The organism is Microbacterium sp. JZ31 (genome assembly GCF_016805985.1).
Lineage (GTDB): Bacteria > Actinomycetota > Actinomycetes > Actinomycetales > Microbacteriaceae > Microbacterium.
Genome location: NZ_CP017661.1, coordinates 2764143 through 2782746 on the forward strand (window position 1 = coordinate 2764143; position 18604 = coordinate 2782746).

At 70.9% G+C, this 18604-nt stretch carries 19 protein-coding genes and 1 pseudogene; 6 read left to right on the forward strand and 14 right to left on the reverse strand.

The window, feature by feature from the left end:
* Positions 1 to 51: 51 nt before the first annotated feature.
* Positions 52 to 321 carry a DUF2277 domain-containing protein gene (locus tag BJP60_RS13135; RefSeq protein WP_203136256.1) on the reverse strand — a complete coding sequence of 90 codons (270 nt, stop codon included), beginning with the start codon at positions 319 to 321 and terminating at the stop codon, positions 52 to 54.
* Positions 322 to 448: 127 nt separating this feature from the next.
* Positions 449 to 1951 carry an IMP dehydrogenase gene (gene guaB, locus BJP60_RS13140; RefSeq protein WP_203136257.1) on the reverse strand — a complete coding sequence of 501 codons (1503 nt, stop codon included), beginning with the start codon at positions 1949 to 1951 and terminating at the stop codon, positions 449 to 451.
* A 280-nt stretch (positions 1952 to 2231) separates the two neighbouring features.
* On the opposite strand from guaB, the gene BJP60_RS13145 reads away from it, so the two are divergent.
* Genes BJP60_RS13145 through BJP60_RS13160 form a run of 4 tightly spaced genes read left to right on the forward strand, consistent with a single transcriptional unit; the run spans position 2232 to position 6317 of the window.
* On the forward strand, positions 2232 to 3560 hold the full coding sequence (locus tag BJP60_RS13145; RefSeq protein WP_203136259.1) for a branched-chain amino acid ABC transporter permease: 1329 nt from the start codon (positions 2232 to 2234) through the stop codon (positions 3558 to 3560).
* Positions 3561 to 3569: 9 nt separating this feature from the next.
* Positions 3570 to 4550: a branched-chain amino acid ABC transporter permease gene (locus tag BJP60_RS13150; RefSeq protein WP_203136260.1), complete on the forward strand. Its 981-nt coding sequence runs from the start codon at positions 3570 to 3572 to the stop codon at positions 4548 to 4550.
* A 25-nt stretch (positions 4551 to 4575) separates the two neighbouring features.
* Complete coding sequence (locus BJP60_RS13155; RefSeq protein WP_203139363.1) at positions 4576 to 5550, forward strand: ABC transporter ATP-binding protein; 975 nt, start codon at positions 4576 to 4578, stop codon at positions 5548 to 5550.
* On the forward strand, positions 5547 to 6317 hold the full coding sequence (locus BJP60_RS13160) for an ABC transporter ATP-binding protein (protein ID WP_203136261.1): 771 nt from the start codon (positions 5547 to 5549) through the stop codon (positions 6315 to 6317). The genes BJP60_RS13155 and BJP60_RS13160 overlap by 4 nt, the downstream gene beginning before the upstream one ends.
* A gap of 181 nt (positions 6318 to 6498) precedes the next feature.
* Here BJP60_RS13160 and BJP60_RS13165 read toward each other — a convergent pair whose 3' ends face one another.
* From BJP60_RS13165 to groES, 3 genes are all read right to left on the reverse strand, one after another.
* Positions 6499 to 7824 carry an ABC transporter substrate-binding protein gene (locus tag BJP60_RS13165; RefSeq protein WP_203136262.1) on the reverse strand — a complete coding sequence of 442 codons (1326 nt, stop codon included), beginning with the start codon at positions 7822 to 7824 and terminating at the stop codon, positions 6499 to 6501.
* 247 nt (positions 7825 to 8071) lie between these two features.
* Entirely contained in the window at positions 8072 to 9016 is a 945-nt protein-coding gene (gene rarD / locus BJP60_RS13170) for an EamA family transporter RarD (protein ID WP_238439437.1), read from the reverse strand.
* Between the two features lie 126 nt (positions 9017 to 9142).
* Positions 9143 to 9439 carry a co-chaperone GroES gene (gene groES, locus BJP60_RS13175; RefSeq protein ID WP_017203655.1) on the reverse strand — a complete coding sequence of 99 codons (297 nt, stop codon included), beginning with the start codon at positions 9437 to 9439 and terminating at the stop codon, positions 9143 to 9145.
* A 137-nt stretch (positions 9440 to 9576) separates the two neighbouring features.
* On the opposite strand from groES, the gene BJP60_RS13180 reads away from it, so the two are divergent.
* Complete coding sequence (locus BJP60_RS13180; RefSeq protein ID WP_203136263.1) at positions 9577 to 10806, forward strand: class I SAM-dependent methyltransferase; 1230 nt, start codon at positions 9577 to 9579, stop codon at positions 10804 to 10806.
* A 24-nt stretch (positions 10807 to 10830) separates the two neighbouring features.
* On the opposite strand, the gene BJP60_RS13185 is transcribed toward BJP60_RS13180, so the two are convergent.
* From BJP60_RS13185 to tsaB, 4 genes are read right to left on the reverse strand one after another with little or no spacing between them, the layout of a single operon-like run.
* Positions 10831 to 11202 (reverse strand): hypothetical protein, encoded by a 372-nt coding sequence (locus BJP60_RS13185; RefSeq protein WP_203136264.1) that lies wholly within the window; start codon positions 11200 to 11202, stop codon positions 10831 to 10833.
* Complete coding sequence (gene tsaD / locus BJP60_RS13190; RefSeq protein ID WP_203136265.1) at positions 11199 to 12305, reverse strand: tRNA (adenosine(37)-N6)-threonylcarbamoyltransferase complex transferase subunit TsaD; 1107 nt, start codon at positions 12303 to 12305, stop codon at positions 11199 to 11201. Before tsaD ends, BJP60_RS13185 begins: the two co-directional genes overlap by 4 nt.
* Complete coding sequence (gene rimI / locus BJP60_RS13195) at positions 12302 to 12796, reverse strand: ribosomal protein S18-alanine N-acetyltransferase (protein ID WP_203136266.1); 495 nt, start codon at positions 12794 to 12796, stop codon at positions 12302 to 12304. The genes tsaD and rimI overlap by 4 nt, the downstream gene beginning before the upstream one ends.
* On the reverse strand, positions 12793 to 13431 hold the full coding sequence (gene tsaB, locus BJP60_RS13200) for a tRNA (adenosine(37)-N6)-threonylcarbamoyltransferase complex dimerization subunit type 1 TsaB (RefSeq protein ID WP_203136267.1): 639 nt from the start codon (positions 13429 to 13431) through the stop codon (positions 12793 to 12795). Before tsaB ends, rimI begins: the two co-directional genes overlap by 4 nt.
* A gap of 296 nt (positions 13432 to 13727) precedes the next feature.
* Here tsaB and BJP60_RS13205 point away from each other — a divergent pair, with 296 nt between their 5' ends.
* Entirely contained in the window at positions 13728 to 14054 is a 327-nt protein-coding gene (locus tag BJP60_RS13205; protein WP_203136269.1) for a GIY-YIG nuclease family protein, read from the forward strand.
* Between the two features lie 187 nt (positions 14055 to 14241).
* On the opposite strand, the gene tsaE is transcribed toward BJP60_RS13205, so the two are convergent.
* From tsaE to BJP60_RS13230, 5 genes and pseudogenes are all read right to left on the reverse strand, one after another.
* On the reverse strand, positions 14242 to 14679 hold the full coding sequence (tsaE, locus tag BJP60_RS13210) for a tRNA (adenosine(37)-N6)-threonylcarbamoyltransferase complex ATPase subunit type 1 TsaE (RefSeq protein WP_203139380.1): 438 nt from the start codon (positions 14677 to 14679) through the stop codon (positions 14242 to 14244).
* A gap of 47 nt (positions 14680 to 14726) precedes the next feature.
* Positions 14727 to 15821 carry an alanine racemase gene (alr, locus tag BJP60_RS13215; RefSeq protein ID WP_203136271.1) on the reverse strand — a complete coding sequence of 365 codons (1095 nt, stop codon included), beginning with the start codon at positions 15819 to 15821 and terminating at the stop codon, positions 14727 to 14729.
* Between the two features lie 107 nt (positions 15822 to 15928).
* Positions 15929 to 16279, reverse strand: a pseudogene (locus tag BJP60_RS13220) (holo-ACP synthase); the annotation flags it as partial.
* 9 nt (positions 16280 to 16288) lie between these two features.
* Positions 16289 to 18142 carry a glutamine--fructose-6-phosphate transaminase (isomerizing) gene (gene glmS, locus BJP60_RS13225; RefSeq protein ID WP_203136274.1) on the reverse strand — a complete coding sequence of 618 codons (1854 nt, stop codon included), beginning with the start codon at positions 18140 to 18142 and terminating at the stop codon, positions 16289 to 16291.
* 141 nt (positions 18143 to 18283) lie between these two features.
* Positions 18284 to 18604 carry a universal stress protein gene (locus BJP60_RS13230; RefSeq protein WP_203136275.1) on the reverse strand — a complete coding sequence of 107 codons (321 nt, stop codon included), beginning with the start codon at positions 18602 to 18604 and terminating at the stop codon, positions 18284 to 18286.

The following is an 18604-nucleotide window of genomic DNA, read 5'->3' on the forward strand; positions in this document are numbered from 1 at the left end:
GGAGTCTCCGGCTCCGCTCGCCCGCCGGTGGGCGAGTAGCGGGGTCTCGGCTCAGGCGGCGTAGCGGGCGGCCGAGCGGGCCTTCGCCTTGGCGGCCTCGACGTCGCGGTTCTTGGGAGGCGCGTTCGTCACGAGCGCGTCGAGCAGGTGCTGCGTGACGTGCGCGATCTCGTGCACGGCGTGGTCGAAGGCCTCCTGATTCGCCTTCGACGGCTTCGTCGTGCCCGCGACCTTGCGGACGTACTGCAGCGCCGCGGCGTGCACCTCCTCGGAGGTGGCCGCGGGCTCGAAGTTGTGGAGAGTGTGGATGTTGCGGCACATGCCGGTCACGCTAGTCCGGTCACCCGGCCCTCGGAAGACCCGCGAAAGCGAAGGGATCCACGGATCCGAAGGCCGTCTCGGGATGAAAGGGCTTCGGATGCGCGGATCCCTTCGGATCTGCAGCGGATCAGCGGCGGTAGTTGGGCGCTTCGACCACGATCTGCACGTCGTGCGGGTGCGACTCCTTGAGCCCAGCCGACGTGATGCGCACGAACTTGCCGCGCGCCTTCAGCTCGTCGATCGAGCGCGCGCCGACGTAGAACATCGACTGCCGCAGGCCGCCCGTGAGCTGATGCACGACGGCGGACAGCGGGCCGCGGTACGGCACCTGCCCCTCGATGCCCTCGGGGATCAGCTTGTCGTCGTTCGGCACATCCGCCTGGAAGTAGCGGTCCTTGGAGTAGGACGTCTGCTTGCCGCGCGTCTGCATCGCGCCGAGCGACCCCATGCCGCGGTACAGCTTGAACTGCTTGCCGCCCTGGAACACGATGTCTCCCGGCGCCTCCTCGGTGCCCGCGAGCAGCGATCCGAGCATCACGGTGTCCGCACCGGCGACGAGCGCCTTGGCGATGTCGCCCGAATACTGCAGGCCGCCGTCGGCGATGACCGGCACTCCCGCAGGGCGGGCGGCGAGCGACGCCTCGTAGATCGCGGTGACCTGCGGCACGCCCACACCCGCGACCACGCGCGTGGTGCAGATGGAGCCCGGGCCGACGCCGACCTTGACCGCGTCGACGCCCGCGTCGACGAGCGCCTGCGCGCCCTCGCGCGTCGCGACGTTGCCGCCGACGACGTCGATGTGCGCGAAGGTCGGATCGGCCTTCAGCCGCTTGACGAGATCGATCACGCCCTGCGACTGGCCGTTCGCGGTGTCGACGACGAGCACGTCGACGCCCTTGTCGCGCAGCGCCTCTGCCCGCTCCCAGGCGTCGCCGAAGAAGCCGATGGCCGCGCCCACGCGGAGGCGACCGAGCGCGTCCTTGGTGGCGTTGGGGTACTTCTCGCTCTTGTCGAAGTCCTTGATGGTGATGAGGCCCGTGAGCTTGCCCTCGTCGTCGACGAGCGGCAGCTTCTCGACGCGGTGCTTGGCGAAGAGCGCCACGACCTCTTCGGGCGAGATGCCCACGCGGCCGGTCACAAGACCCTCGGCCGTCATGACGTCCTTCGCGAGCGTCGTCGTGCGCTCGAACTCCGAGACGAAGCGCATGTCGCGGTTCGTGACGATGCCGACGAGGCGGCCCGACTCGTCCACGACCGGCAGACCGGAGATCCGGTACTTGCGGCACAGCGCGTCGACCTCCTCGATCGTCGCGTCGGGGGTCGTCGTGATCGGGTCGGTGATCATGCCCGACTCGCTGCGCTTGACGCGGTCGACCGCGCTCGCCTGATCCTGGATCGAGAGGTTGCGGTGCAGGATGCCGATGCCGCCCTGACGGGCCATGGCGATCGCCATCCGCGACTCGGTCACGGTGTCCATCGCGCTGGAGAGCAGCGGGGCCGCGACGCGGATGTTGCGCGTGAGGCGCGACGACGTGTCGGCCTCGCTGGGGATGACGTCCGTGTGGCCCGGAAGGAGCAGCACGTCGTCGTAGGTGAGTCCGACGAAGCCGAACGGATCGTGGTCAGTCAAGACGATTCTCCCGCCTGAGCGATGTGGATGAGCTCGTATCGCGGAAGGGGCCGGGTGTGCCATCCTCCCCCGTATAGGAATTCTAAGGCTCGCGGGGCTGGAGATATTCCGGATGCAGATCGCTCGACGAAGAGGGATCTGCTGTGTGCAGATTGCTCATGACCACGGGATGGGACACGCCCGAAACGATCCCGTCATATTAGGGTCTTACGTTTGAACGACCCGTTCACGCACCCCGGTGCGGCGCTACCCCACCCGCCGCCCGCGGACCGGAGGATCAATGAACCCCAGAACCGCCTCCTTGAGGCGTACCCGATCCGGCGCGATCGTCGCTCTCGCGACGTTCTTCGCCGCCTTCCTCGCCGCGCTGCTGCTGCCCGCGGCCGCGCACGCGGCGGAAGGTGACCCCTATTCCATCAACGGCAACGTGCGGCTCGACGGCGAGCCCCTCGAGGGCGTCGAGCTCACGGTCGACGGCGCCGGCGGCGTCCAGGAGGTCGTGACCGACGCGGACGGCCGCTGGGGCGTGAAGGTACCCGAGAACGACTCGGTGTACGTCGTCACGCTCGACGAGTCGACCCTGCCGGACGGCATCGCGGTCGTCGACGAGACCGGCGAGGACGACACCCCGAACGTGAAGGAGGTGACGGTCGGCCCCGGCGGCATCACGGCCGCCAACTTCTTCATCGGCGAGGCGGAGCGCAACGTCACGGGCTTCTTCGACCAGCTGGTGCAGCGCATCTTCCAGGGCATCAACTTCGGTCTGATGCTCGGGCTCGCCGCCGTCGGACTCTCGCTGGTGTTCGGCACCACGGGCATCTCGAACTTCGCGCACGCGGAGATGGTGACCTTCGGCGCCGTCGCGGCGCTGTTCCTGGTCGGCCCCGCCACCCTCGCCCTGCCGGTGTGGCTCGGCATCCCCGTCGCGATCGTGCTGAGCGCGGTACTGGGCTTCGTGCTGGACGTCATCATCTGGCGCCCCCTGCGGCGCAAGGGGACGGGCGTCGTGCAGCTGATGATCCTGTCGATCGGCCTGTCGCTGGCGATGCGCTACATCTTCCAGTACTTCATCGGCGGCGACACGGCCCAGTTGCCGGCCATCGTGCCCTCGGTCACGATCCCGCTGTTCGGCGCCGTGACCACGACGCTCAACGACCTGATCTCGATGGGCATCTCGATCGTCGTGATCGTCGCCTTCGCGCTGTGGCTCACGCGCAGCCGGCTCGGAAAGGCGACCCGCGCCATCAGCGACAACCCGTCGCTCGCGGCGGCGTCCGGCATCGACGTCGACCACGTCGTGCGCATCGTGTGGATCATCTCGGGCGCGCTCGCGGGTCTCGCGGGCATCCTGTACGCCTACTACCGCCCCGGCATCCGCTGGGACATGGGTGCGCAGATCCTGCTGCTCGTGTTCGCGGCGGTCACGCTCGGCGGTCTCGGCACCGCGTTCGGCGCGCTCATCGGCGCGATCATCATCGGCATCCTCACCGAGGCGTCGAGCCTCTGGATCCCGGCCGACCTGCGATACGCCGGTGCGCTCGTGGTCCTCATCATCATCCTTCTGGTCCGGCCGCAGGGCATCCTCGGCCGCCGCGAGCGAATCGGATAGGCGGCGCTCATGAACTGGTTGCAGATCTTCGAGAACACGCTGTCCTCGGTCCTCAGCCCCGCGACGCTGGGCTACGCGATCGCCGCACTCGGCCTCGCGATGCACTTCGGCTACGGCGGCCTGATCAACATGGGTGTCGCGGGCTTCATGGCCCTCGGCGCGTACGGCTACGCCATCTCGGTCCTGACGTTCGGCTTCCCCTGGTGGCTGGCCGCGCTCGTCGGGCTCGCGGCCGCGGCCGTGTTCGCGCTCATCCTGGGCATCCCGACGCTGCGCCTGCGCGGCGACTACCTCGCGATCGCCACGATCGCTGCGGCAGAGGTGCTGCGCCTGCTGTTCCTCACGACGCAGTTCGCGGACGTGACCGGATCGGCCGACGGCCTGTCGGGCTACCACGGCAGCTTCCGCGAGATGAACCCGATCCCGCCCGGCACGTACGGCTTCGGACCGTGGACCTACAACGAGACCGGCTGGTGGGTGCGCATCATGGGCCTGCTGACCCTCGCGTTCGCCGTGCTCGTGATGTGGATGCTCACGCGCAGCCCGTGGGGCCGCGTGATGAAGGGCATCCGCGAGGACGAGGACGCGATCCGCTCGCTCGGCAAGAACGTCTTCTCGTACAAGATGCAGTCGCTCGTGCTCGGCGGCGTCATCATGGCCGCGGGCGGCGTCGTGTACGCGCTCCCCTCGGCCGTCAGCCCGGGCGTGTACGTGACGTCGCTGACGTTCTTCGTGTGGACGGCGCTGCTGCTCGGCGGTGCGGCCACCGTGTTCGGTCCGCTGCTCGGATCGCTCGTGTTCTGGGTGATCCAGACGTTCCTGTCGAACGTCCTCCCCGCGCTGGTCGACGCGGGCATCCTGCCCTTCATGTCGACCGTTCAGGCGGGTACGCTGCGCTTCATCCTCGTGGGTGTCGCTCTCATGCTGCTCGTCGTCTTCATGCCGCAGGGCATCCTCGGCGACAAGAAGGAGCTGACCTTTGTCCGCTGACAGCACGTCCGAGAACCACCACCCGATGACGGCGCCCGTGCAGCGCCCCAAGACCACGGGACTGCACGTCGGCGACGCCCGGCCCGGGGTCTCGAAGGTCGACCCGATCATCATCGCCGACAACGTCACCCGCACGTTCGGCGGCCTCACGGCCGTGGACGTGGAGCACCTCGAGATCCCCCGGGGCGCGATCACAGCGCTGATCGGCCCGAACGGCGCCGGCAAGACCACGCTGTTCAACCTGCTGACGGGCTTCGACAAGCCCAACACGGGAACGTGGTCGTACGACGGCAAGGACCTCGCGCGCGTGCCCGCGCACAAGGTCGCCCGGATGGGCCTGGTGCGCACGTTCCAGCTCACCAAGGCACTCGGCCGCCTGAGCGTCATGGACAACATGAAGCTCGGCCAGACCGGCCAGCGCGGCGAGCGGTTCTGGCACAGCCTCATCCCCTCCCTGTGGCGTTCCCAGGACCGCGAGATCGAGGACCGCGCCGGCGAGCTGCTCGTGAAGTTCAAGCTCGACGCGAAGCGCGACGACCTCGCGGCCGGCCTCTCGGGCGGTCAGAAGAAGCTCCTCGAGATGGCACGCGCCCTCATGACGAGCCCGAACCTGGTGATGCTGGACGAGCCGATGGCCGGCGTGAACCCGGCCCTGACGCAGTCGCTGCTCGATCACATCCTGGATCTGAAGGACGAGGGCATGACCGTGCTGTTCGTCGAGCACGACATGCACATGGTGCGCCACATCGCCGACTGGGTCGTCGTGATGGCGGAGGGCAAGGTCGTCGCCGAGGGCGCACCCGACGAGGTCATGAAGAACCCCGCGGTGATCGACGCCTACCTCGGCGCGCACCAGGAGCTCGACCTCGGCGTCGTGACCGGCCGCATCCCGGTCATCGAGGCCGACCCCACGACGGACGCGGCGGCCTCGGCCGCCGTCGACGTCACCGCGCTCGAGTCGGAGGCCTCCGCCGAGCTCGACAAGGAGGACGACAAGTGAGCGAGCAGACCGCCGCCGCACCGCAGGGCACCGCGACCGCCGACACCCCCGTCGTGTTCGTCGACGACGTGCACGCGGGCTACCTGCCCGGCATCAACATCCTGAACGGCTGCTCGCTGACGGCCCACCAGGGCGAGCTGATCGGCATCATCGGCCCGAACGGCGCCGGCAAGTCGACGCTGCTGAAGGCGATCTTCGGGCAGGTGAAGGTCCGCGAGGGGAAGATCACCCTCGGCGGCGAGGACATCACGGGCCTCAAGGCCGACAAGCTCGTCGCCAAGGGCGTCGGCTTCATCCCGCAGACGAACAACGTGTTCCCCTCGCTCACGATCGAGGAGAACCTGCAGATGGGCACGTACCAGAAGCCGCGCCTGTTCGCCGAGCGGGTCGACTTCGTGATGGGCATCTTCCCCGACCTCGCCAAGGGCGGCGGCCTGAAGAAGCGCGCCGGCGGCCTGTCCGGCGGCGAGCGGCAGATGGTCGCGATGGGCCGCGCACTCATGATGGACCCGAAGGTGCTGCTGCTCGACGAGCCCTCCGCGGGCCTGTCGCCTGTGCGACAGGATGAGGCGTTCCTGCGCGTCTCGGAGATCAACAAGGCCGGCGTGACGTGCATCATGGTCGAGCAGAACGCCCGCCGATGCCTGCAGATCTGCGACCGCGGCTACGTGCTCGACCAGGGCCGCGACGCCTACACCGGCACGGGTCGCGAGCTGCTGAACGACCCGAAGGTCACCGAGCTCTACCTCGGCACCCTCGGCGCGTAACCCTTCTCAGTGCCCCGGCCCGCCTCGCGGGCCGGGGCTCTTGCGCGTCCGGAGGGCTCGGTTTGCCTCGGGCAGCCCGGCTCTCAGGAGACGCGGCGCGGCCCGTGGCAAGAACCACCCACGCACGCGGAAGCGCCCCGCCTCCCGAGGGAGACGGGGCGCTTCGTGGCACCGGGAGGGATCAGCCCTCGTACGGCGCGTAGGTGTTGTCGGGGCCGTACTCGTAGATGTTGATCATGCCCTCGGTCGGGTCACCGACCTCATCGAACGTGATCGGGCTCGAGACGCCGTCGTAGTCGGCCTGGCCGCCCTCGAGGATGATGTCGGCGCACTCCGCGAACGTCGTGCACTTCGTGCCGCCCTCGATGCCGCCGGAGACCTCCTGCAGCTTGCCCGAGATCGCCTCGGGGTCGGTCGAGCCGCTCGCCAGCGCGGCGAGCGCGAGCAGGTTCACGGCGTCGAACGACTCGGGCGCGTAGGTGTAGTCCTTCAGCGGCTCGACGCCGGCCTCGGCGACGTAGGCGTCCAGGCCGTCCACGAAGTCCTGCACGTCCTGCGGCGTCGGGCCGGGGTACGTGCCGCGGGCGCCCTCGAGCAGTCCCTCCGGGAAGTCCGTGTAGGCCGACATGTTGCCGTCCACCAGGAACAGGTCCTCGGCGTCGAAGCCCTGCTCGATCAGCGACGGCAGCAGCGTCTCGGCCTCGTCGAAGCTGATCACCGTGATGGCCTCGGGGTCCTGAGCCAGCACCTCGGAGATCTGCGCGTCGAACGACGTGTCACCGGTGTTGAACGTCGGGGCCGCGACGACCTCACCGCCGGCACCCTCGAACGCCTCCGTGATGTACTTCGCCAGACCCGTGCCGTAGGCGTCGTTCAGGACGATGAGGCCGAGGGACTGGTAGCCCTCCGAGGCGAGGAAGTTGCCGTGCACCGCGCCCTGCAGCACGTCCGACGGAGCCGTGCGGAAGTAAAGGCAGTTGTCGTCGTACGTGGTGAAGGCGTCGGAGGTGTTGGCGGGCGAGAACTGGATCACGCCGTCGCCGACGACCTGATCGATGAACTGCAGCGACGTGCCCGACGAGGCCGCGCCGATGATCGCCGACACGTCCTCGCTCAGCAGACGCGGAATCTCGGTCTCGTACGCCTTGTTGTCGGTGTCGCCCGAGTCGCCGTGCACGACCTCGACCGTGAGACCCGAGGTCTCGGTGTACTCGTTGATGAGCGACATGGCGTAGTTGACGCCCTGGATCTCGGGCGGGCCGAGGAAGGCGAGCGTGCCGGTCACCGGCAGCGCCGTGCCGATCTTGAGCGAGAGCTCGCCGCCGACCTCGCCGACGGGCTCCGTGGCGGGCTCGCAGGTCGGGCCCGCGGCCGCCTGCGACTCCTCGGGCTCCTCGCTCGGGGCGGCGGAGGTCGCGCCACCGCCGCCGGCCGCACAGCCGGCAAGGGTCAGAGCTGCGACGCCTGTGAGGGCCAGGGCGCCGATCAGCTTCCGGGATCGAACCATTGTGGTTCCGTCCTTTCATCAGGACCCGCGTGTAGGGGACTGGTTGCCGACGCCCCCAGGGAGAGCGCCGACGGCCGCGGGTAATGGACGGAAATCTACTCGGGATTTGTTTCCACCGTGTTTTCCTGTGCCCTTCTGAGCAGACTGCACAGCTATTCGCGATCAAATCGTTACCGGTGTGGGCATCCTGCGTCGCAACCTGCCTTTCCGTGGGTGATGCGAAGCCGTGCGATCCGGTCCTCGAGAGTCAGACCCCGACGTCGATCGGCACGGGCGCGTGGCGCGACCGGCGCGCGTGCTGCACCTGGTCGACGGTGAACAGGATGCAGGCGATCCACACGATGCCGAAGCCGATCCAGCGCGAGGCCGGCATCGGCTCGTGCAGGATCGTGACGCCCACGATGAACTGCAGGATGGGCCCGGCGAACTGCAGCATGCCCATCGTCGCGAGCGGCACGCGGCTCGATCCGGCGGCGAACAGCAGCAGCGGCACGGCGGTGACCGCGCCCGCCGAGAGCAGCAGGATCGTGTGCCAGACCCCGGCGGTGCCGAGCGTGAGGCCGGTCGTCGCGGCGACGATCACGAGCTGCACGATCGCGAGAGGCGTGAGCCACAGCGTCTCGAGCGCGAGGCCGCTCGTCGCGTCCACCGTGCCGCCGACCTGCTTCTTCACGAGGCCGTAGACGCCGAACGTCGCCGTGAGCATGAGCGCGTACCAGGGGACGTCTCCGTACGCGACGATGATCACGATGACGGCGACGGCGGCGACGCCGATCGCCACCCACTGCAGGATGCGCAGCCGCTCGTGCAGCACGAGCACCGCGAGCAGCACGGTCGTGATCGGGTTGATGAAGTAGCCGAGGCTCGCCTCCAGCACCTGGTCGCTCTGCGCCGCGATGACGAAGACCTGCCAGTTGCCGTAGATCAGGACGCCGGCCAGCCCCATCAGCAGCGCGAGGCGCGGGCGGCGCAGGACGGCGATCATCCGGCCCCATCCGCGCGTGACGGTCAGCAGGATGGCGCAGAACACGAGCGAGAGCACGACGCGCCAGGCGACGACCTCCCACGGCCCGGTCGGGGCGAGCGCGACGAAGTACAGCGGCAGGATGCCCCACAGCACGTATGCACCGAGCGCGTAGAGGGCTCCGGCGCCCTCTCCCTGAGTGGAGCGGATGGAGGGAGCCTGGGTCACCGAGTCAGCCTACGCCCGCACCGCGCCCGGGCGGCCCCGGTGCCCTGCCATCCATCGCGGGTTTCCTGCCATGCACGCAGAAAGGCCCGGATCCGAGGATCCGGGCCTTTCCGAAAGCGAAGCGCGTCAGCGCACCACGACGGCGAGGACGTCGCGCGCCGAGAGCACGAGGAACTCGTCGGCGCCGAACTTCACCTCGGTGCCGCCGTACTTGCTGTAGAGCACGCGGTCGCCGACGGCGACGTCGAGCGGAACGCGGTTGCCGTTGTCGTCGATGCGACCCGGGCCCACCGCGACGACCTCACCCTCCTGGGGCTTCTCCTTCGCGGTGTCGGGGATGACGAGACCACTCGCGGTGGTCTGCTCGGCCTCGACCTGCTTGATGACGATGCGGTCCTCGAGCGGCTTGATGGAAACCGACACGGTGTACCTCTTCTTTCGTGTGCTTCGTACGGGAAGACTCTTCGCACTCTCACCCGGAGAGTGCTAACAGCAGTGTAGGAGGCTCTCTGGCACTCATGCAACGCGAGTGCCAGGAGTTCGACACGTACGCTTGTCGGATGGATTCGGCCGAGCTCGACGCGCTGCTCACCCGCGAGGGACTCGAGCTTCTCGAGTCGCTCGGTGACATCGCATCGACGGCCGACGTGGCACGCGCCGTCTCGCGCCTGCGCGCGGCGGGTCACTCCCCCGAACTGGTGTCGGCCGCGGTCGGCCAGGCGAGCCTGCGCACCCGCGCGGCGGCGAAGTTCGGCGAGTTCGCCTCGCGCATGCTCTTCACGCGCGCGGGCCTGGAGCAGGCGACGCGCATGAGCGTCTCCGCCCATCACGCGCATCGGATGCGGGCGGCGCGGATCGGCCGGGTCGCGGATCTCGGGTGCGGCATCGGCGGCGACTCCCTCGCGTTCGCGGCCGTGGGCCTCGGTGTCCTCTCCGTCGACGCGGATCCCGTCACGGCAGCGCTCGCGGCCTACAATCTCGCGCCCTTCCGCTCGCCGGACGGCCCGCCCCTCGAGGTGCGCGCGGGACAGGCGCAGGACATCGACCTCGCCGGCGTCGACGCCGTGTGGCTCGACCCCGCGCGCCGCACCGCCGGGCACCGCGAGACCGCGCGCGTGTCGGCATCCGACTACTCGCCGCCGCTCGACTGGGTGTTCGACCTCGCCGCGCGCCTGCCCGCGGGCGTCAAGCTCGGCCCGGGGCACGACCGGGAGGCGCTGCCCGTGGGCGATGCCGAACGGGGCCGGCACGTCGAGACGCAGTGGATCAGCGTGGACGGGTCGACCGTCGAGCTCGTCGTCTGGACCGGATCGCTCGCCCGGCCGGGCGTCGGCCGATCCGCGCTCGTGCTGCGCGGCGACGCGGCGCACGAGCTGACCGCGCCCGCCGACACGGCGGACGAGCCGGTGCGCGCTCTGGGGGCGTTCGTGCACGAGCCGGAGGGCGCGATCATCCGGGCCCGGCTCATCGGCGACGTGGCCCGTGCGCTGGATGCGGGCCCGATCGCCCCCGGGATCGCGTACCTGACGGGCGATGCCGCGGCGACGAGCCCGTTCGTGTCGTCGTTCCGCGTGCGCGAGGTGCTCCCCGCCGATCCGAAGCCGCTCGCGAAGGCGCTGCGCGCGCGCGGCATCGGCACGCTCGAGATCAAGAAGCGCGGCGTGGACGTCGATCCGGCCGCGCTGCGCAAGCGGCTCGCGCTGAAGGGGCCCGAGTCGGCGACGCTGCTGCTCACCCGCGCGGGCGGCAAGCGGCTCGCGATCCTCGCCGACCGCGTCCCGCGGGGCTGAGCCGCGGGCGGCGGGTCCGGGACCTCAGCGCCCGACGACCTCCGCGGCCGCCCGCACGCCCATCGTGACCCAGAACATGCTGCACGCCACCGCTCCCACGCCGAGGCCGAGCGCCCACCACGCGAGATCGCGCCGCGCCCGTCGGGAGAGCAGCGCGACGAGCGCGAGCAGGATCGCCAGCACGGCGAACGGCAGCGCCCACGCACTGAACCAGGATGCGCTCAGCGCGATCATCGCGACCCCGAGCGCCGCGGCCGCGAGCCTGCCGTGCGAGCGGGGCTTCCGCCGCGTGGGCGTCGCAACCGCTCCCGTGTCGCCGGTGATCACCCGCGCCGGCCGCGCCGAGCCCGCCGCGGAGTGCGCACCGGCCGGCGGCAGCACCGCAGGATCGGTCATCTCGACCCGCTTCGCGCGCTCAGCGCATCCTCGGATGCGGCGGCGACCTGGATCTGCGTCACGGGAAGGGTCGAGTCGGCCCCGAACTCGAGCGTCGACGGGGTGCGGCCCTCGGCGATCAGCTCCGCGGCGAGCGCCGCGATCATCGCGCCGTTGTCGGTGCACAGGCTGAGCGGCGGGATCCGCACCGTCACGCCGGCCGCCTCCGCGCGGGCGAGCGTCACGTCGCGCAGGCGCCGGTTCGCGATCACGCCGCCGCCCAGCAGAAGGCGCGGCACGCCGTGCTGCGCGCAGGCGTCGAGCGCCTTGGTGACGAGCACGTCCACCACCGCCTCGCGGAACGACGCGGCGACATCCGCGACGGGCACCGGCTCGCCCGCCGCCTCGCGCTGCTCGATCCAGCGCGCCACGGCGGTCTTCAGCCCGGAGAACGAGAAGTCGTAGCGGTGCTTCGCCATGTCGCTCGCGCGCGACAGCCCGCGCGGGAAGCGGATCGCATCCGGATCGCCGTCGGCCGCCGCGCGGTCGATCTCGGGTCCGCCGGGGTACGGCAGGCCCAGGATGCGCGCGACCTTGTCGAAGGCCTCGCCCGCGGCATCGTCCATGGTCTCGCCGAGCAGCTCGACGTCGCCGGTCAGGTCGCGCACGAGCAGCAGCGACGTGTGCCCGCCCGACACGAGCAGCGCGACGGTCGGGTACTCCAGCGGCGGCGCGTCGGCGTCCAGGATGTCCGCCGCGATGTGGCCGACGAGGTGGTTGACCGCGTACAGCGGCTTGCCGAGCGACACCGCGAGCGCCTTGGCGGCGCCGATGCCGACCATCAGGGCGCCCGCGAGGCCCGGGCCGCTCGTCACCGCCACGGCGTCGACGTCCTGCAGCGTGATGCCCGCCTCGGCGACCGCGCGCTCGATCGCCGGCTGCAGCGCCTCCAGATGGGCGCGCGCGGCGACCTCCGGTACGACGCCGCCGTAGCGGGCGTGCTCATCCATGCTGCTGGCGATCGTGTTGCTGAGCAGCACGTTGCGCTCGCCGGCTGCCGTGCGGCCGCGGACGATCCCGATGCCGGTCTCGTCGCAGCTGGTCTCGATGCCGAGGACGATCATGTGCAGGCTCCTGCGTCAGCGGGGTCGGGCGTGCGGGCGGCGGCCCAAGCGTCGAGGTCGAGGCGCATCACGACGGCGTCGACGTCGTCGGGCTGGTAGTAGCGCGGGCGACGACCGAGCTCGGTGAAGCCCTCCGACGCGTACAGCGCCTGCGCGACGGGGTTGTCGGCGCGCACCTCGAGGAACACCTCGCGCACGCGGCGGGACGACGCCTCCTCGAGCAGCGTCTGCAGCAGCGTGCGGCCGCGGCCTCGGCCGCGCGACGACGCGGCGACTGCGATCGTCTGCACATCGGCATCGCGCGATCCGGGCAGCGCGCGCAGCCCCGCGTAGCCGGCGACGCGACCCGCGAGCTCGTCCACGATGTAGCTGCTGTGGGCGGCGGCGAGCTCCTCGCGCATCATCGCCTCCGACCAGGCGTCGGTCGGGAACGAGGCGCGCTCGAGCGCCATGATCTGGTCGAGGTCGTCGAGGGTCGCGGGGCGGATCATGCGCTCACCCGCTTCGGCGCGTGCCCGACGGTGACGTCGGGCGAGCGCAGGTACAGCGGCTCGGTCTCGGCGAGCTCACCTGTCGGCCGCCATCCGGACGCCAGCAGGAGCGCGGCGACCCGTCCGACGTCGCCCGCGCGGATCCGCTCGGCGCGCACGATCTCCGCGCCGGACGTCAGCGGGTCGGACGCCAGGTCGGCCGTCTGCGGGCGCAGCTCCGGGCCGGCGACGCGACGCGGCAGGCCGTTCTCGGCCGCGCCGTCGTACACCGTCACGGCGTTCTCGCGCCGGCGGGCGTCGGTGACGACGGCGAACGGTCCGGATGCGCCCGCGTCGAGGTGCGCGAGCGCGGCGGCATCGTGGCTGGGGACCGGGATGACCGCGAGTCCACGGCCGAGCGCGAACGCGCGCGCGGCGGCGATGCCGATGCGCAGGCCGGTGAATGCGCCGGGGCCCATGCCCGCGGCGACATGCGTGATCTCGCCGCCGGACTCCTCGAGCACGCGCTCCAGCAGCGTTCCGATGATCTCGGCGTGGCCGAGGGTGTGCTCGCTCTCCGCAACGGCGCGCACGGCGCCGTCCGGTGCGACGACGGCAACGGTCGAACCGATCGAGGTGTCGATGGCGAGGATCACCGATTCAGATTATCCGCGCCGCCTGAAGGACTGCCCGAGCCCGCCGGGAGCCCCCCGTTTCGACTCGCTCCGCTCGCTCGACCCCCTGCTGGTTGAGCGAGGAGCGCAGCGACGAGTCGAAACCGCCGCACCACCCCCAGTCCACAACCCGCCGGGGAAGTCACCCCGTTTCGACTCGCTCCGCTCCCTCGACCCCCTGCTGGTTGAGCGAGGAGCGCAGCGACGAGTCGAAACCGCCAAGCCGCGCCTGTGGAGAAGCTCGCCGTCGCGCCGGCCGACCCGCCTACGGTTCGAGCATGAGCGCGTACGTGTACCTACTTCGCTGCGCCGATGGATCCCTCTACTGCGGAAGTACGCGCGACCTGGACGGGCGCGTCTGGGAGCACCAGGAAGGCAAGGGCTCGGCGTACACCCGCCTGCTGGGACGGCGGCCCGTCGAGCTCGTCTGGTTCTGGGAGTGCGACCACGTCGGAGAGGCCTTCCACTGGGAGAAGCAAATACAGGGCTGGAGCCGCCGCAAGCGTGAGGCGCTCATCGAGCACGGCCTGGATGGCGTCATCGGATGGAGCCGCCGTGAGCGAGCCGCCAGGAAGGATGGAGGCGTCGCCCCGCCCGCGGGGTGAGAGGGCACAACCCGCCAGGGGTCACCCCGTTTCGACTCGCTCCGCTCGCTCAACGAACAAGCAGCACGCCCCCGCCGATTGACCGAGGAGCGCAGCGACGACTCGAAGCCCGCAGAACCGTCCCAGGCCACAACCCGCCAGGGGACCCCCCGTTTCGACTCGCTCCGCTCCCTGAGCGAACAAAAGGTCAGGCCGTGACCCTGGCGATGGTCACCACGCGAGGGGCGTCGAGGTCGAGGTCCTCCGGCGAGGCCGCGTCGCCGCTTTCGCTCATGCCGGAGGGGCGCTCGATCTCGATGTCCCACCACACGTCGCGCAGGCCGTCGACCTTGCCGCGGCCCCACTCCACGATCGTGGCGGAGCCGTCCACGTCCACGTCGAGATCGTCGAGCTCGAGCGCCGAGTCCAGCCGGTACGCGTCGGCGTGCACGAGCGGGGCCCCGCCGACGAGCGACGGGTGCGTGCGCGCGATCACGAACGTCGGGCTCTGCACGGGGCCGCGCACGCCGAGCCCCGCCGCGATGCCGCGCGTGAGCGTCGTCTTCCCGGCCCCGAGCGGCCCCGTCAGCACGATGAGATCCCCGGCGACGAGGCCCGATCCGATCCGCTCTCCCAGCGCCTCCATGTCGGCCGCGGTCGCGACCTCGAACCGCCCGAGCAGGTCGTCGGAAATCACTCGGCCACCCTGGGCACGCGCCTCCCGATGCCGGTCACGATCTGATAGTTGATCGTGCCGGCGGCGTCCGCCCACTCCTCGGCCGCGGGGGCGCCCGAGGCGGGATCGCCGAACAGGACGACCTCGTCGCCGACGGACACCGGATGGTCGCCCACGTCCACGACGAACTGGTCCATCGCGATCCGGCCCGCCACGTGGAAGCGCTGCCCGCCGATCACGACGGGCCCGACCCCCGATGCCTGCCGCGGCACGCCGTCGCCGTAGCCCAGGGGCACGAGCGCGAGGGTCGCCTCGCCGTGCGTGCGGTGGGCATAGCCGTACGACACCCCGTGCCCGGCGGGCACTCGGCGCACGGCGACGACCTGGGCGCGCAGCGTCATGGCCGGGCGCAGACCGAGGTCGGCCGATGTCCGCCCCTCGAACGGTGAGAGCCCGTAGAGGCCGATGCCGATGCGCACGGCGTCGAAGCGCGTCTGAGGCAGCGCGATCGCAGCGGCGGTCGCGGCGAGGTGGCGCACCGACGGGCGCAGGCCCGCGGCCTCCGCCGCGGCGACACCCACCTCGAAGCGGCGCAGCTGGACGAGGTCCTCCTCGTCGGAGGTGTTCGACAGGTGGCTGAAGACGCCGTCCACGCGCACGAGCCCGTCGCGCTCGAGCCGCGCGGCCTCGGCGAACACCGTCGACCAGTCCTGCGGCGACAGGCCGTTGCGGGCGAGGCCGGTCTCCAGCTTGAGGTGCACCACGGCACCGCCCGCCGTGGCGGCCGCGTTCAGCTGATCCAGGCTCGAGATGCCGAGCTGGATGTCGCGGGCGACGGCCTCGACGAAGGTCTCGTCCGGCGCGTGCAGCCAGGCGATCACGGGCGCATCGATGCCCGCGTCGCGCAGGGCGAGCGCCTCGCCGATGTCGGCGACGCCGAGGCGGGTCGCTCCCCCGGCGAGCGCCGCGCGCGCGACGTCGACGGCCCCGTGACCGTAGCCGTCGGCCTTGAGGACGGCGATGAACTCGGGCGTGCCCGTCAGCTCCCGCAGCGTGCGGACGTTGTGCTCGATCGCCGACAGGTCGATCCCGGCCTCGCGCATGCTCGTCATCGCGGCTCCTCCGGATCCTCGGGCTCCGGCACGTCGAGCTGCTCGATGTCGGGCACGTACCCGGCGACGACCGCGTCGAGGTCGTCGGCGACATCGGGGCCGCCGGCTGCCTCGGCCGTGACGTACGCGATGGCCAGGCCCGCATCGTGCGACAGCGACAGGTGCAGCGCCGTGATGCCGCGCGCGGCGACGACCTCGGCCGTCGATCCGGACAGTGTGAACTTCGGCGGCACGCTCTCACCCAGACGGGCGATCTCGATCTCGTCCCAGTGCACGCCGTCCGATCCGCCGAGCGCCTTGATGAGCGCCTCCTTCGCCGCATAGCGCGCGGCGAGCGAGCGCAGCGGGAGCTCGCGCTCATGCGGGGTGAAGAGGCGCTCGAGCAGCTTCGGGGTGCGCTCGATGCTGCGCTCGAAGCGCGGGATGTCGACCAGGTCCACCCCGATCCCCACGATCATCGGGCGGCCTTACTCGACCGTGACCGACTTGGCGAGGTTGCGCGGCTGGTCGACGTCGAGACCCTTGGCGTTGGCGAGGCCCATCGCGAAGATGTGCAGCGGCACGACGGCCAGGATCGGCTCGAACAGCGGGCCCGCGAGCGGGATGCGCAACACCTCGTCGGCGTGCGGCAGCACGGCCGCGTCGCCGGCCTCGGCGATCGCGATCACGCGGGCGCCGCGCGCACGGATCTCCTGGATGTTGGAAACGACCTTCGCGTGGAGCGTGGGCGCGCCGCTGGGCGACGGCACCACGACGAACACGGGCAGGCCGGGCTCGACCAGCGCGATCGGTCCGTGCTTGAGCTCGCCGGCCGCGAAGCCCTCGGCGTGGATGTACGAGATCTCCTTGAGCTTGAGTGCGCCCTCGAGCGCGATCGGGTAGCCCACGTGACGCCCGAGGAACAGCACCGAGCGCGTGTCGGCCATCCAGTGCGCGAGCTGCTCGATCCGCTCCTGCTCGTTCTCGAGGATCCACCGGATCTTCTCCGGCAGGTCCGCGAACTCCCGGATCGCCTCCGACTGGACCTCGGCGGACACCGTCCCGCGGATGCGCCCGACGTGCAGCGCGAACAGGTACAGACCGGTGATCTGCGCCACGAACGCCTTGGTCGACGCCACCGCCACCTCTGGGCCGGCGTGAAGGTAGACGACAGCGTCCGACTCGCGCGGGATCGTCGCTCCCTGCGTGTTGCAGATCGACAGCGTCTTCGCGCCGAGGCGGTTCGCCTCCTTGACGGCCATGAGGGTGTCCATGGTCTCGCCCGACTGGCTGATGGAGATGACGAGCACGTCGGGGCCGACGAGCGGATCGCGGTAGCGGAACTCGTGCGCGAGCTCCACGTCGACGGGGATGCGGGCCCACTGCTCGATCGCGTACTTGCCGACGAGTGCCGAGTACGCGGCAGTGCCGGCGCCAACGATCACGATGCGCGAGATTCCCGCGAACAGCTCGTCCATGCCGTCGAGCTCGGGGATCACGACCTTGCCGTCGTGGACGCGGCCGAGGATCGTGTTGGCGACGGCCTCGGGCTCCTCCGAGATCTCCTTCGCCATGAAGCTCGGCCAGCCGCCCTTCTCGGCGGCGGTCGCGTCCCACTTGACCTCGAACGGCTCCGCCTCGACCGGGTTGCCCGCGAAGTCGGTCACCTCGACGCCTTCGGGCGTGATGGCCGCGATCTGGTCCTGACCGATCGCGAGCGCGTTGCGGGTGTGCTCGACGAACGCCGCGACGTCCGAGCCGAGGAAGTTCTCGCCCTCGCCGAGGCCGATCACGAGGGGCGAGTTGCGCCGCGCGCCAAGCACGAGACCCGGGTGGTCCTGGTGCATCACGAGAAGGGTGAACGCGCCCTCGAGGCGGTTCACGACGGCGCGGAACGCGGCGGCGAGGTCGCCGTCGTGCGCGCTGTACTCGCGGCCCAGCAGCACGGCCGAGACCTCGGTGTCGGTCTCGCTGCGGAAGGTGTAGCCCTCGGCGAGCAGCTCGGCCTTCAGCTCGGAGAAGTTCTCGATGATGCCGTTGTGGATGACGGCGAGCTTGTCGTCGTCGGCGAGGTGCGGGTGCGCGTTGACGTCGGTGGGGCCGCCGTGCGTGGCCCAGCGGGTGTGGCCGATGCCCGTCGTGCCGGCCGCGATCGGGCTCGACGCGAGCTCGTCGCGCAGCATCGCGAGCTTGCCCGCCTTCTTCGCCGAATGCAGCGAGCCGTCGCCGTCGATGACCGCGATGCCGGCCGAGTCATAACCGCGATACTCCAGCCGCGCGAGGCCCGCGATCAGGATGTCCTGGCTGTCCCGAGGGCCGACGTAACCGACGATTCCACACATAGCGTCGATCCTAGGGTCGCCGGCTGAGAGATCCCGAGCCGCGGCTTCGAGCGGCGTGCCGCGGCCGTGGTGGCGTGAGCGCACCCCACCCGACGACCTCGGCGCACCGCCACGCGGCATTCGCGGCCGCCCGCCTGCGGCTCAGGGCCGCACGACGAGCACGGGTGCATCCAGCGTGAGTACGGCCCGCATGACGGCGGTGGCGACGACGAACCGACCGGTCTCCTCGCGACGTCGCATGCCCACGACCACGAGCGCCACCTCGTTCTCCTCGACGATCCGCGCCAGGTCCTCGGCGTCGTCCGGGTCGGCGAGCACGACGACCCGGGCATCGCCGCCGGCGTCGGCCGAGGCGCCCGGCGTCGTCGCGACGACGAGCGGGACGCGGCGGAGCGCCGCCTCCTCCACGGCCGCGGCGAGCGCCGCCTGCCCCTCGGCCCCCGGTGCGCGGACCGCGAGCAC